Source organism: Reyranella sp., from assembly GCF_965228225.1.
Classification (GTDB): domain Bacteria; phylum Pseudomonadota; class Alphaproteobacteria; order Reyranellales; family Reyranellaceae; genus Reyranella.
This window is the reverse complement of sequence record NZ_OZ245801.1, coordinates 2,863,235-2,876,182: the sequence shown is the minus strand read 5'-3', so window position 1 is coordinate 2,876,182 and position 12,948 is coordinate 2,863,235. Positions and strand designations below refer to the sequence as shown.

Genomic DNA, 12,948 nt, shown 5'->3' with positions numbered 1-12,948 from the left:
CACCGGCGATCCCGCGTACGAAAGGGGGAGTAGCCATGAGTGCAGCCACCGCAAACCTTCCCGCCCTGCCGTCATCCCTGACGCCCGAGGGCAATCTCAGCCGATACCTGTCGGACATCCGGAAGTTTCCCCTCCTGGAGCCCCAGGAAGAGTTCATGCTGGCCAAGCGCTGGCGCGAGCACGGCGACTCGAAGGCCGCCCATCGCCTCGTCACCAGCCATCTTCGGCTCGTGGCCAAGATCGCGATGGGTTATCGCGGCTACGGGCTGCCGGTCGCCGAGCTCATTTCCGAGGGCAATGTCGGCATGATGCAGGCGGTGAAGCGGTTCGATCCGGACCGCGGCTTCCGCTTGGCAACCTACGCCATGTGGTGGATCCGCGCCTCGATCCAGGAATACATCCTGCACAGCTGGTCGCTCGTGAAGATGGGCACCACCGCAGCGCAGAAGAAGCTGTTCTTCAACCTGCGCAAGCTCAAGGGCCAGATGCAGGCCATCGAGGAGGGCGATCTCACGCCCGAGCAGGTGACCAAGATCGCGACCCGCCTCGGCGTCCCCGAGGAAGAGGTGGTGAACATGAATCGCCGCCTTTCCGGGCCGGACTCGTCGCTCAACGCCCCGGTGAAGGCCGAAGGCGACATGGAGTGGCAGGACTGGCTGGTCGACGATTCACCGAACCAGGAAGCGCGACTGGGCGAGAGCCAGGAGCTGGGCCAGCGCAAGGGCATGCTCGCTGCCGCCCTCAAGCAGCTGACTGACCGCGAGCGCCACATCATCGTCGAACGACGGCTGGTCGACGAGCCCAAGACGCTCGAGGACCTGTCCGCCAAGTATGGCATCAGCCGCGAGCGGGTGCGCCAGATCGAGGTCCGCGCCTTCGACAAGCTCCAAAAGGCCATGAAGAACATGGTCGTCGAGGCGGCGGCCCGGCCGACGACTCAGCCCGTGCACGGCTGAGCGACTCGCAGCATTCCGTACGATAGGCTCCCGGGATTATCCGGGAGCCTGTCATGACGACGTCGCCGATCCTCTATGAATCCCTGCCCAGCGGCGTCGCCCGCATCGTCCTGAACCGCCCGGACACGCGCAACGCGCAGGATACGGCGTTGCTTTATGCGCTCAACGAGGCCTTCGACCGTGGCGCGCACGACGACGCGGTGAAGGTGATCGTGCTGTCGGCCAACGGCCCGCACTTCTCTTCGGGCCACGACCTGCGCGAGGTCGACGGGCATGCCAACATGTCCAAGCACGACACCGTCGGCACCTGGGGCGGCTTCGGCAAGCCCGGCGCCGAGGCCCAGTATGCGCGCGAGCAGGAGATCTACCTCGGCTTCTGCGAGCGCTGGCGGAACATTCCCAAGCCGACGCTGGCGCTGGTCCACGGCAAGGTGATGATCGGCGGGCTGATGCTGATGTGGCCGTGCGACCTCATCGTCTGCTCGGAGGAGGCCGAGTTCCTCGACCATTCGGTGGCCATGGGCGTGGGCGGGGCCGAGTTCTTCGCCCATCCCTGGGAGATGGGAATCCGCAAGGCCAAGGAATTCCTGTTCACCGCCGATTGGATCAAGGCCGCCGAGGCGCATCGCCTCGGCATGGTGAACCATGTCGTGCCGCGCGCCGAACTCGACTCCTTCGGCTTGGCGATGGCCGAGCGCATCGCCCAGAAGCCGCTATTCGCCCTGAAGCTCGTGAAGCAGGCCATCAACGCGGCCCAGGACGCCCAGGGCCGGGTTGGCGCCATGCAGACCTCGTTCGCGCTCCACCATCTGGCCCATGCCCACAACATGCTGGCGCACGGCAAGCTGGTCGACCCGACCGGCCTGATGCCGGCCATCCAGAAGCATGAGAAGGCAACCTAGGGGCCGTTGATAAAGTCGGAGTCGGGGCGAATAAACGAAACAAACGAAATAAACGAAACAATCGAAGCGAACGTCGCACCCCCTGTCTCCCGTCTCGGGGTGACCGATGGCGCAACAATATTGCGCTTCAGCGCTTCTGAAACGCCTGCCTCAGCGGCCTTCCGGTCCGATTCAGGCGAGGCTCGGATCGACCACCAGAATGGTCTTGCCCGTTCCGTCACCGGACAGCGCATACTCAAGGGCTTCGCGGTGTTCGCCGAACGGGAAGGTTCTGCCGACCGGCACGTTGAGTTCGCCCTTCGCGACCCAGGCGAGCAGCTCCTCGAGTTCGCTGGCGGCGGCTTCGGCCTCGAACACGGCGCCGAACTGGCGATAGTCCACGCCGATCAGGGCTGCTCCCTTGAGGAGGGGCAAATTCACCGGCAAGGCCGGTATCTCGCCGCCCGCAAAGCCTACAATGAGGTAGCGTCCGCCCCATCCAAGGGACCGGAACGCAGGCTGCAGCAAGGGTCCACTGACAGGATCGAAGACGACGTCGACGCCGTCCGGGGAGACCGCTTTCAACCTCTCCCGCCATCCTTCGACGACACGGTCGAGGGTGACTCCCGCACCTGCCTCTTCAACGACGAGGCGCTTCTGCGCGGTCGAGGCCACACCGATGACGTTCGCGCCGAGGAGCCGACCGACCTGGACTGCCGCCAGTCCGACTCCGCCGGCCGCGCCGATCACCACCAGGGTCTCCCCAGCTTTCAATGCAGCACGATCGCGAAGGCCATGCAGGGCCGTGCCGTAGTTCACCCGAAAGCCGGCGGCTTGGTTCATGCTCATCCGGTCAGGTATGCGGCTGACGGCCCGTTCCGAGGCAATCGCGTACTCCGCAAAGCCGCCGCGCGCCTGCGCCAGGACACGCTCTCCCATTGCGAATCCCGTTACCCCTGGCCCCAGCGCATCCACCAAGCCCGCGATCTCGGCACCGGGCACGTGAGGCAAGGACGGCTTGACCTGGTAGCGGCCCAGCGCAACCAGAGCGTCGACGAACCCGACCCCGCAAGCAGCAACCTTGATACGGACTTCGCCCTCGCCTGGCTGGGGCGCGGGCAGGTCGACCAGGACATAGTTGTCGATCGAGCTGAGATCAGCAGTCTGTATGGCCTTCATTGAGACGGACCTTCGTTGTTACACACGGTAGCCGATCCGCTCGAAGAACTTCGCGATCTCCGCGGCGGCGAGATCGGGCTGCTCATAATGAACGAAGTGGCCCGCTTCCTCCGCGATACCGGCTTCCACGTCTTCGAAATAGTCGCCGACGACGTCGATCCAGGCCGACTTCAACACAGGATCGTGACGGCCCCAGAGGACGCGCGTCGGCTGCGCGATGACCGGCGGCTTCGGGGCGGTTCCCGCCATGACCGCGAGGCGGCCGGCGTTCTGCGAGATGTACCAGTTGAAGCCGCCCTGGAGGTTGCCCGGGCGCATGAAGTTGTCGACCCAGCGCTCCAGCACGGCGTCGAACGCGTCCTTGCGATGGCACCAGTGGGTCAGGAAATGCCGGAAGTAGGCTCGGCAGGAATCCCGTGAAGCGCCGACGATCGCGGGCGCGAACGGCATCTGGTGGAAGGTCTGGTACCAGATCTCGTTGATCTGTTCGGGATTGCGCCAGCGCGCGCCGACGCCGTGCGTGCCGCAATTGAAGAAGAACAGCCCGGCCACCCGGTCCGGATGCCGGATCGCCAGCCGCTGCATCACGTAGGCGCCGACATCGTGGCCGACGAAGCCCGCCTTCGCGATTCCCAGCCGGTCGAGCAGGGCCACGATATCGTCCGCCAGCACGTCGGGACCTGCCTGGTCGGAGGGCCCCGATGTGGGATTGCCGCTTTCGCCGAAGCCGCGGAAGTCGGGCGCGATCAGCCGGAAGCGATCGGGCAGCCGTTCGAACATCGGCTCCCAGGTCGCCCAGAATTCCGGCCAGCCGTGCAGAAGGAACAACGGCGCGCCTCTGCCGGCCTCGGCCACATGGGTCGGAAAACCGCGCGTCTCGACGAAAGCGTGCCTGACCTCGCGCATGATGCGTTTCCTCGTCAGCCCTTCTTCACCATGGCTTCGATCAGCGTGGGACCGTCGGTGCGGGCAAGTGCCCGGTCGAGGGCGGCGTCGAAGCCTTCCGCCGTGTCGACCCGCTCCGCCGGCAGGCCGAAGCCCTCGGCGATCTTGGCGATGTTCATCGGCGGATCGTTGAAGTCCATCCCGATCGGCGTGTCGTTGCCGTGGAACAGCTTCAGCCGGTTCTTGAGGATCTGATAGCCCTCATTGTTGGTGATCAGGAAGATCACCGGCAGCTTCTGGTTGGCGGCGCTCCAGATCGCCGAGATCGAGTACATTGCGCTGCCGTCGCCGATCACGGCCACGACCCGGCGCGTCGGTTCGGCGATCTGCACGCCGACGGCTGCTGCGATGCCCCAGCCGATGCCGCCGCTCACATTGCCGAAGAAACTGTTGCGGTCGCGGAAGGGGAAATAGCTCGGCAAGGTCGACGTACTGGTGAGTCCTTCCTCGACGATGATGGCGTCCTTCGGCAGTGTGTCGCTGAGGCGCATCATGAGCCATTCGGCGGGCAACGGTCCGCTCGTCGGCGTCGCGACCTTGGACGCTTTCTGCGCGCGCTGGGCGCTCCAGTTACGCGTTGCGATCTCGGCGAGCGATGCCTTGGCCTGCTCGGCGAGCTTCGCACCACCCAGCTTTTTCAGCAGCGGCACCAGCGCTTTGAGCGTCTCCTTCACGTCGGCGCGCAGCGCGATCTCGGCGGGGAAGTTCTTGCCCATCTCCCAGTCGCGCAGGCCGATCATCGCCACCTTGGTAGTCTCGGGCAGCGGCTCGGTCTCGCTCCACACCGACATCTTGAGCACGTCGGCGCCGACGCAGAGCATCAGGTCGTAGTCGGAGAGGACGCGTCGCACGTACTTCTGGTCGCGGTTCAGCGCGCCGAGATAGGCGGGATGCTCGGAAGGGAAGTGCGCGCCCCAGGCCACGGTCTGCTGCAGCACCGGCGCGCCCAAGGTCTCGGCAAGCTCAGTGGCTTCCGCAAAGGCGTCCGACGTGGCGATCTCGTGGCCGGCCAGGATCACCGGCTTCTTCGCAGACAGCAGGCGCCTGGCGAGCTGTTCCAGCGCCGCGTCGCTCGGGCGTACGGCCGTGTCGACGCGGGTCACCTCGCCCATGTCGATGGCGGCTTCGTTGTTCAGGATGTCGCCCGGCAGCGAGATGAACACCGGGCCGGTCGGCGCGGTCGTGGCGACCTTGGCGGCGCGGCGCAGGATGCGCGGCAGGTCCTCGATGCGGTTGACCTCGGTCGCCCATTTCACGACCGGCTGGGCGATCGGGACCAGCGGTGCGTAGAGCAGGGGCTCGGTGAGTCCGTGGCCCTGTTCCTGCTGGCCGGCGGTCACGATCATCGGCGTGCCCGACATCATCGAGGTGTAGATCGAGCCGATCGCATTGCCGAGGCCCGGCGCCACATGGACGTTGCAGGAAACCAGCTTGCCGGAGGCCCGCGCATAGCCGTCGGCCATGGCGATCACGACGGCTTCCTGGAGGGCGAGCACATAGCCCATCTCCGGGGCCGAGGAGAGCGCATGCATGATCGGCAGCTCGGTCGTGCCGGGGTTGCCGAACATCTTGGTGACGCCCTCATCCTTCAACACGCGCAGGAAGGCGTCGCGGCCGGTGATGGTGTTGGGGACGTTTGCGTCGGGCATTCATTTCCTCCTTGAGATGGCGGGGAGGGTAGCGTGGCGGGATGGCCCGTGAAATGATCGAGTGCATGACGGTTGGAAGACCACGCGCGATGCGAAAAGCCCGTGACTGACCTCGAACAGAGGATCGCGGCACTGACGTGCTGGCGCGGCGGGGTGAAGATGGCGCCGCTGCTGGGCGGCCTGACCAACCTGTCCTACGTCGTCGAGGATGCCGGCGAGAAATTCGTCGTGCGTTGCGGCGGCGACATTCCGGCCCATCACGTGTTCCGCGATCGTGAGCGTGCGGCATCGATCGCCGCCCACGAAGCGGGTCTTTCGCCCGAGGTCGTGCACGCCGAGCCGGGCATTCTCGTGATGCGTCATGTCGACGGGCGGACCTTCGCGGAAGCCGATCTGCGTGCCGACATTCCGCGCCTCGCGGCTCTCCTGCGGAAATGCCATCGTTGCGTCGGCGAGCATTTTGCCGGTCCCCCGAACTTCTTCTGGGTCTTCCACGTGATTCGCGACTACGGGCGCACGATCGCGGGATCGCAGAGTCCGTTCGCCGTCGACGTGGCGCGCTACCTGGACGCGAACAGGGCGCTCGAGGCGGCGCAGGTGCCGATGCCCATCGTCTTCGGCCATCACGACCTGCTGCCGGGCAACGTGATGGACGATGGCACGCGTCTCTGGCTCATCGATTGGGAATATGGCGGCTTCGGCACCGCCCTGTTCGACCTGGCCAACCTGTCGGCGAACGGCGCCTTCGGCGAGGCCGAGGACGAGGCCCTCCTGGATGCCTATTTCGAGGGCAAGGTCCCGCGCGATCTGCGCCGCTCCTTCCAGACCATGAAAGGCGCCAGTGCCTTGCGTGAAGCGATGTGGGCCATGGTGTCCGACATTCACCTGCAGATCCCCGGCGCCGACTACAAGGCGCATGCGCGCGACTATCTCCACCGCTTCGAGGAATTGATGGCCCGCTGATTGCATATCGCTGCTGGGGAGCTGACCTCAGGAGCAAATGCATGAGCCTTCGCCGATTCCGTCTCGCTGTGGCACTGGCCGCCGCGTCCCTGCTGCCGCTATCGGCCGCGCAGGCTCAGGAGAAGACGCTGCGCATCGCCATGACGGCGTCGGACATCCCGACCACCACCGGCATGCCGAACAACGGCTTCGAGGGCATGCGCTTCCTGGGCTTCCCGATCTTCGAGGGCCTCGTCCTGTTCGATCTGTCGAAGTCGGACCAACTCGCGACCCTCCGGCCGGGCCTGGCCGAGAGCTGGAAGCAGGCGCCCGACGACAAGAAGACCTGGATCTTCAATCTCCGTAAGGGCGTGAAGTTTCACGATGGAACCGACTTCAACGCCGACGCGGTGATCTGGAATCTCGAGCGCATCTTCAACAAGGACAGTGCGCAGTTCGAGGCGAATTCCGCCGGCATCATGCGCTCCCGCGTGCCGATTCTCGCGGGCTACAAGAAGATCGACGACAATACGGTGGCACTCACCACGACCGTCGTTGCCTCCTATTTCCCGTGGATGGTGCCCTACATCCTGACGGCCTCGCCCACGCAGTGGGAGAAGGCCGGCAAGGACTGGAACAAGGTCGGCGCCGCCGGCGGCGCCGGCACCGGGCCGTTCAAGATCACCAAGGTCGTGCCGCGCCAGTCGGTCTCGCTGGGCCGCAACGACGACTATTGGGATGCCGGAAAGAAGGCCAAGGTCGACGCGGTCCTGCTGTTGCCGATCCCCGAGGCCAATACACGCCTGGCGGCGCTGCGTTCGGGACGCGTCGACTGGATCGAGGTGCCACCCCCGGACGGTATCCCGTCGCTCAAGCAGGCGGGCTACGTGATCTCGACCAACTCCTACCCGCATGTCTGGCCGTGGTTCTACAACATGGCCGCCAAGAACAGCCCGCTGGCCGACGTCCGCGTGCGCCAGGGGCTTAACTACTGCATCGACCGCGGCGCCATCGTCTCGATGCTGAACGGGACCGCCGAGCCGTCGGTCGGCTGGCTGAAGCCCACCGACGCCGCCTTCGGCAATCCGGTGAACAAGTACACGTTCGATCCGGCCAAGGGCAAAGCGCTGCTGGCCGAGGCCGGCTTCACGCCGCAGAAGCCGCTGTCCTTCAAGGTCATGATCTCGACGTCGGGATCCGGCCAGATGCTGCCGCTGCCGATGAACGAGGCCCTGCAGGAGAACCTGAAGCAGGCCTGCGGCGTGGACGTCCAGGTCGACGCCGTCGAATGGCAGGTGCTGCTGAACGCCAGCCGCGCCACGCCCGATGCCCCGTCGCTCAACGGCGCGATGGCACTGAACGTCAGCTCTCCCTCCAGCGACGTCGGCATGATGTACCGCTATTTCGCCGCGGCGAACTTCTCGCCGATGGGGTCCAACTTCGAGCAGTGGAACGACGAGAAGTTCGAAACGGCGCTTAAGACACTGGCCGAGGCGACGGACGACGCGACGATCCTGCAGAACTTCAAGGCGGCGCACGAGCGGCTGGTCGACAACCCGCCCTGGCTCTACATCGTGCACGACCTCAACCCGCGCGCCTTCAGCAAGAACGTGCAGGGTTTCGTCCCGGCGCAGTCCTGGTTCGTCGACCTGACGAATGTCAGCCTGAAGTAGGGGCGGCCCGAGGCCGCGCCCGCTGACGCGTTCGCGTCAGCGGGCGCAGAGCTTGGGGATCTTCGACAGGATCTCGATCGAGCAGGTCTCGGTCGGGAAGAGGGCCCAGACGGCGGCCAGGATGACCGCCAGGAAGATGAAGGGCCGCAGGACGCGGAACACGACCGGTAGCAACAGCTGCAGGACCCAGTAGGCGGCCAGCAGGCCGACCACCACTGCGAGCACGCGATATTGCATGCTCCAGCTGTCCCAGGGACCGAGATTTGCCCGCGCGAGGAGCTCGTTGAGCTGTTCCACGATCAGTCGCGGAACGGATCGGTCATCAGGATCGTGTCCTCACGCTGCGGACTGGTGCTGAGCAGCGCCACCGGGCAGCCGACCAGTTCCTCGACGCGCCGCACGTACTTGATGCAGGTCGCCGGCAGCTCGGCGAAGGAGCGCGCCCCCTGTGTGCTTTCGCTCCAGCCCTCGAACTCCTCCCAGATCGGCTTCAGCTTGGCCTGTGCGCCCATGGTGAACGGGAAGCGCTCGATGCGCTTGCCGTCGAGCTCGTAGCCGACGCAGACCTTGATGACTTCCTCGCCGTCGAGCACGTCGAGCTTGGTGAGCGCGATGCCGTCGATGCCGTTCAGCTTCACCGCCTGGCGAACCATCACCGCATCGAACCAGCCGCAGCGGCGCCGGCGCCCCGTATTGGTGCCAAACTCCTTGCCGCGATCGCCCAGGCGCTGGCCGGTCTCGTCGGTCAGCTCGGTGGGGAAGGGGCCGTCGCCGACCCTGGTGGTATAGGCCTTGGCGATGCCCAGCACGTAGCCGACCGAGCCGTTGCCCATGCCGCTGCCGATCATCGCCTGCGCCGCCACCGTATTGGACGAGGTGACGTAGGGATAGGTGCCGTGATCGATGTCGAGCATGGTGGCCTGCGCGCCCTCGAACAGGATGCGCTTGCCGGCGGCGCGCAACCCGTCGAGCCGCTCCCAGACGTCTTCCGCGAAGGGCAGGATCTTCGGTGCCAACTCGAGCAGCTCGGCGGTCAGCTGGGCGGCATCGATCTGCGGCTGGCCCAGTCCCTTGCGCAGGGCATTGTGATGGGCCAGCAGCGTGTTGACCTTGAGCGGCAGCATGTCCGGCTCGCCGAGATCGCCGACGCGGATGGCGCGACGGCCGACCTTGTCCTCGTACGCGGGGCCGATGCCGCGGCGCGTCGTGCCGACGCGAATGACGCCGGGCGCATCCTCGCGCCAGCCGTCGAGGTCGCGGTGCAGCGGCAGGATCAGTACGGCATGATTGGCGATCTTCAGGCTGGCCGGGGTCACAGACAGGCCTTGCTCGGTGACCTTCTTCACTTCCTCGAGGAAATGCCAGGGGTCGATCACCACGCCGTTGCCGATGATCGAGAGCTTGCCCGGGCGAACCACGCCCGACGGCAGCAGGGCCAGCTTGTAGGTCTGGTTGCCGATGACCAGCGTATGGCCGGCATTGTGACCACCCTGAAAGCGCACCACCACCTCGGCGCGCTCGCTCAGCCAGTCGACGATCTTGCCCTTGCCTTCGTCGCCCCACTGGGCGCCGATCACTGCCACGTTGGCCATTTCATTTTCCTTCGGCCGGTTCCCTTCAGACACGAAAACGCCTCCCCGGGGCCGGTTCCGGAGAGGCGTGATGTCGGATAGCACTTCCCCTCGCCCGGAGCGAGGCGAAAGGTATCCTCAGAGGGGAACGGCCTGGCCGTCGATCAGCGCGTGGCTGCAGCGCAGGCGCTTGGCTTCCTTGCGGGGCTCGGGCGCTGCGACCACAGCGCGCACGACGGCGTACCCCTTTGCCTGCCAGAGGGCCGCGTCGTCCCACCGCGTTCCCATCCCGACATAGAGCCGCGGCCGTTCCGGCGGAGGCTCGGAGGTGGCCAGCACGGCATCCATGTAGACGGTGAAGCCGGTTGCCGGTTCGCTCACGCCATCCTCCGGATATCCCGCGGAATAGCGGCCGCCCCGGGCCAGCTCCTCGCGGCCCTTGAGGGCGAAAACCGAGAAGGAAACGCCGGTCTGGTACTCGAGACCGCGATATTCCACCGGATCGATGGTCAGCGGCAGGTCGGGCTCGGCCACGACGATGAGCTTCACCACCTCCGCGAGGCGTGCCGCCTCGGCGGCCGCCGCCTCGGGAAGGTCCAGCGCCGCCAGCTGAGCGATGCCCTTGTCGGCGGGGCCGGCGGCACGCAGCAGGCCGGCGAAGAGAGCCGCCACCTTCTCGTCGTCCGCAGCCTTGACGATACCGCCCTCGTCCTTGCGATCGAGCGCCCGGCGCAGGCGGTTCAGCACTTCTGCGGGCTGGTTCAGGCCGTTCGCCACGGCGGCTACCAGCGTCGGCAAATTGAGATCGACCGTCAGGTCGGAAACGCCGATCGCGCGCAGCGTCTCGACCGCCAGCAGGACGGCTTCGGCATCGGCCTCGGCACTGTCGACTCCGATCAATTCTGTTCCGACCTGGGCGAACTGCCGTTCCGGCTTGAGCGCGCTGCCGCGCACGCGGATGACGTTGCCGCCATACGACAGGCGCAGCGGCCGCGGCTCGTGCTTCAGCCGCGTCACGGCGATGCGCGCGACCTGGACCGTCATGTCGGGGCGCACGCCCATCATACGCTGCGAGACCGGATCCATGAGGCGGAAGGTCTGCGAGGCGAGCGCGGCGCCGGGGCCGCCCAGCAGCGATTCCTCGAATTCGACCAACGGCGGCTTCACCCGCTCGTAGCCGAAGGCGGCGAATCGCTCGATGGCGATGTCGATGGCGCGTGCTTCGCGCGCCGCGTCGGGAGGCAGCAGGTCGGCGAGGCCTGCCGGCAGCAGGCCGCGATGGTCGTTGTCGTTCGATGTCATGGTGCCGCTTGATAGCCGATTGCGCCGCGTTTGGGGAGACTGGCGAGAGGCGGGAAGGGCGGCTCGTTTTCCCGGCGCGCATGGGTTATTGCTCCCCCGCTATGAATGCCGCACCCCGCCCGGCCGTTTCCGTGGTCGCCCCCTGTTACAACGAGCAGGACGCGCTGCCCGAGTTCCTGCGCCGGGTCGGCGCCGTCCTGGACGGACTGGGGAGCGCCAGCGAGATCGTCCTGGTCGATGACGGCTCGCGCGATCGCACTTGGGATGTACTGGCTGAAGCGGCCGGCCGCGATCCCCGGGTCGTCGCCGTGCGCCTGATGCGCAATCATGGTCATCAGCTGGCGCTCACCGCCGGCCTGTCGGTGTGCCGGGGCGAGCGCATCCTGATCATCGATGCCGACCTGCAGGACCCGCCGGAGCTGCTGCCGGAGATGATGGCGCTCATGGACGGTGCTGACGGCAAGGGAGGGGCCGACGTGGTCTACGGCCAGCGGCGCCAGCGCGAGGGTGAGAGCCTGTTCAAGCGCGCCACCGCCGCCGCCTTCTATCGCCTGATCGCCCGCCTGACCGACGTGCAGATTCCGCCCGATGCCGGCGATTTCCGCCTCGTGACGCGGCGGGTGCTCGACCTGCTGCTCGCCATGCCCGAGCGTCACCGGTTCATTCGCGGCATGGTGGCCTGGATCGGCGGCCGACAGGTGCCGCTCGTGTACGATCGTCATGCGCGGGTGGCGGGCGAGAGTAAGTACCCGATCGCCAAGATGGTCCGCTTCGCCGCGGACGCGATCACCTCGTTCTCGGTCGTGCCTCTCATGGCCTCCATGACCATCGGCTGGATCATGGCAGCCCTCGGTTTCGGCTTCTTCCTCTACTCGATCGTGGGCTGGTGGAACGGCCACACGCTGCCGGGCTGGACGTCCCTGATGGCCGCGGTCGGTCTGCTGGGCGGGATGCAGTTCCTGATGCTGGGCATCATCGGCGCCTACCTCGGGCGCCTCTATGACCAGAGCAAGGGCCGGCCGCTGTTCATGATCCGTGACATCGTCGGTGGTCCGAGCGGGGGGCCGAAGTGAGCGCGTCCGATCCGCCATCCTGGTCGGGCGAACCGGCGGAATTCGACGATTACGCCGCCGAGTACGAAGGCGGCCTCGACAATCCCATCAAGCGCCTGATGGGCAGCTCGCCCGATCAGTTCATCGCGGTGAAGGCGCGCTGGCTGCTGCGCAAGGAACCGACTCTGCGGACCGGCGGGCTGTCGGTGCTGGATTATGGCTGCGGCGTCGGCAGCCTGATGCGCGTCCTGATCGGGCTGGGCGGCAAGGGCGAGTTCACCGGCTGTGACATTTCGACCGGCATGCTGCGGCAGGTCGAGCGGCGCTGGCCGCGCGTGCTGGGTGCACCGCCCGCCCTTGCCCCGCAGCAGGGCGCCCGCACGCCTTTCGCCGACGCAGCCTTCGACATCGTCATGATCAGCGCGGTCCTGCATCACGTGCCGATCGCGGAGCGGCCGGCGGTCTATGCCGAACTCGGCCGCGTGCTGAAGCCAGGCGGACGCATCTACGTCTTCGAGCACAATCCCCGCAATCCGCTGGTGCGCTACGTCACCGCCCGCACGCCGATCGACCGCAACGCCATCCTCCTCGACGCGGACGAGGTCCGGCACGGCCTGCTCGACGCCGCGCGCTATACCCTCGACACAGACTACCTGATGTTCATGCCGCCCGGGCTGGCAATCCTGCGCGGCATCGATCCCCTGCTGGCATGGCTGCCGATGGGCGCGCAATATGCCGTCACGGCCCGCAAGGCGGCTTGAGGTGCGATGGGCCGTGAAGCTGGTCGGTCGCAAGCAC

The 12,948-nt window shown here is 66.5% G+C and carries 12 protein-coding genes; 6 read left to right on the top strand and 6 right to left on the bottom strand.

What is annotated here, in order from left to right; genetic code table 11:
• The first annotated feature begins 35 nt into the window (after positions 1-35).
• Both rpoH and ACO07K_RS13810 read left to right on the top strand, forming a co-directional pair.
• Positions 36-956 (top strand): RNA polymerase sigma factor RpoH, encoded by a 921-nt coding sequence (gene rpoH, locus ACO07K_RS13815; RefSeq protein WP_422036504.1) that lies wholly within the window; start codon positions 36-38, stop codon positions 954-956.
• Between the two features lie 53 nt (positions 957-1,009).
• Complete coding sequence (locus ACO07K_RS13810) at positions 1,010-1,858, top strand: enoyl-CoA hydratase (protein WP_422036503.1); 849 nt, start codon at positions 1,010-1,012, stop codon at positions 1,856-1,858.
• A gap of 171 nt (positions 1,859-2,029) precedes the next feature.
• Here the strand turns inward: ACO07K_RS13810 and ACO07K_RS13805 are convergent, their stop codons facing one another.
• From ACO07K_RS13805 to ACO07K_RS13795, 3 genes are read right to left on the bottom strand one after another with little or no spacing between them, the layout of a single operon-like run.
• Positions 2,030-3,016 carry an NADPH:quinone oxidoreductase family protein gene (locus tag ACO07K_RS13805; protein WP_422036502.1) on the bottom strand — a complete coding sequence of 329 codons (987 nt, stop codon included), beginning with the start codon at positions 3,014-3,016 and terminating at the stop codon, positions 2,030-2,032.
• Positions 3,017-3,034: 18 nt separating this feature from the next.
• On the bottom strand, positions 3,035-3,922 hold the full coding sequence (locus ACO07K_RS13800) for an alpha/beta fold hydrolase (protein WP_422036501.1): 888 nt from the start codon (positions 3,920-3,922) through the stop codon (positions 3,035-3,037).
• 14 nt (positions 3,923-3,936) lie between these two features.
• Entirely contained in the window at positions 3,937-5,610 is a 1,674-nt protein-coding gene (locus tag ACO07K_RS13795; protein ID WP_422036500.1) for a thiamine pyrophosphate-binding protein, read from the bottom strand.
• Positions 5,611-5,712: 102 nt separating this feature from the next.
• Here ACO07K_RS13795 and ACO07K_RS13790 point away from each other — a divergent pair, with 102 nt between their 5' ends.
• Both ACO07K_RS13790 and ACO07K_RS13785 read left to right on the top strand, forming a co-directional pair.
• Positions 5,713-6,573, top strand: coding sequence for a phosphotransferase (locus ACO07K_RS13790; protein WP_422036499.1), 861 nt, complete (start codon positions 5,713-5,715; stop codon positions 6,571-6,573).
• Positions 6,574-6,614: 41 nt separating this feature from the next.
• Positions 6,615-8,225 carry an ABC transporter substrate-binding protein gene (locus tag ACO07K_RS13785; RefSeq protein ID WP_422036498.1) on the top strand — a complete coding sequence of 537 codons (1,611 nt, stop codon included), beginning with the start codon at positions 6,615-6,617 and terminating at the stop codon, positions 8,223-8,225.
• A 36-nt stretch (positions 8,226-8,261) separates the two neighbouring features.
• On the opposite strand, the gene ACO07K_RS13780 is transcribed toward ACO07K_RS13785, so the two are convergent.
• The 3 genes from ACO07K_RS13780 to ACO07K_RS13770 all read right to left on the bottom strand — a co-directional run bounded on the left by ACO07K_RS13780 (position 8,262) and on the right by ACO07K_RS13770 (position 11,098).
• Positions 8,262-8,522, bottom strand: a complete 261-nt coding sequence (locus ACO07K_RS13780; protein WP_422012921.1) for a hypothetical protein — start codon at positions 8,520-8,522, stop codon at positions 8,262-8,264.
• A gap of 2 nt (positions 8,523-8,524) precedes the next feature.
• On the bottom strand, positions 8,525-9,817 hold the full coding sequence (locus ACO07K_RS13775; protein ID WP_422036497.1) for an adenylosuccinate synthase: 1,293 nt from the start codon (positions 9,815-9,817) through the stop codon (positions 8,525-8,527).
• A 117-nt stretch (positions 9,818-9,934) separates the two neighbouring features.
• A complete protein-coding gene (locus ACO07K_RS13770; protein ID WP_422036496.1) occupies positions 9,935-11,098 on the bottom strand; it encodes an ATP phosphoribosyltransferase regulatory subunit in 1,164 nt (387 codons plus the stop codon).
• A 131-nt stretch (positions 11,099-11,229) separates the two neighbouring features.
• On the opposite strand from ACO07K_RS13770, the gene ACO07K_RS13765 reads away from it, so the two are divergent.
• Entirely contained in the window at positions 11,230-12,171 is a 942-nt protein-coding gene (locus ACO07K_RS13765; RefSeq protein WP_422036495.1) for a glycosyltransferase family 2 protein, read from the top strand.
• Positions 12,168-12,911, top strand: a complete 744-nt coding sequence (locus ACO07K_RS13760) for a class I SAM-dependent methyltransferase (RefSeq protein WP_422036494.1) — start codon at positions 12,168-12,170, stop codon at positions 12,909-12,911. Before ACO07K_RS13765 ends, ACO07K_RS13760 begins: the two co-directional genes overlap by 4 nt.
• Positions 12,912-12,948: the final 37 nt, after the last annotated feature.

What these genes read in the sequence shown, in the direction of transcription:
- rpoH (WP_422036504.1), top strand. Translation starts at nt 36, where the DNA reads ATGAGTGCAGCCACCGCAAACCTTCCCGCCCTGCCGTCATCCCTGACG.
- ACO07K_RS13810 (WP_422036503.1), top strand. Translation starts at nt 1,010, where the DNA reads ATGACGACGTCGCCGATCCTCTATGAATCCCTGCCCAGCGGCGTCGCC.
- ACO07K_RS13805 (WP_422036502.1), bottom strand. Translation starts at nt 3,016, where the DNA reads ATGAAGGCCATACAGACTGCTGATCTCAGCTCGATCGACAACTATGTC.
- ACO07K_RS13800 (WP_422036501.1), bottom strand. Translation starts at nt 3,922, where the DNA reads ATGCGCGAGGTCAGGCACGCTTTCGTCGAGACGCGCGGTTTTCCGACC.
- ACO07K_RS13795 (WP_422036500.1), bottom strand. Translation starts at nt 5,610, where the DNA reads ATGCCCGACGCAAACGTCCCCAACACCATCACCGGCCGCGACGCCTTC.
- ACO07K_RS13785 (WP_422036498.1), top strand. Translation starts at nt 6,615, where the DNA reads ATGAGCCTTCGCCGATTCCGTCTCGCTGTGGCACTGGCCGCCGCGTCC.
- ACO07K_RS13775 (WP_422036497.1), bottom strand. Translation starts at nt 9,817, where the DNA reads ATGGCCAACGTGGCAGTGATCGGCGCCCAGTGGGGCGACGAAGGCAAG.
- ACO07K_RS13770 (WP_422036496.1), bottom strand. Translation starts at nt 11,098, where the DNA reads ATGACATCGAACGACAACGACCATCGCGGCCTGCTGCCGGCAGGCCTC.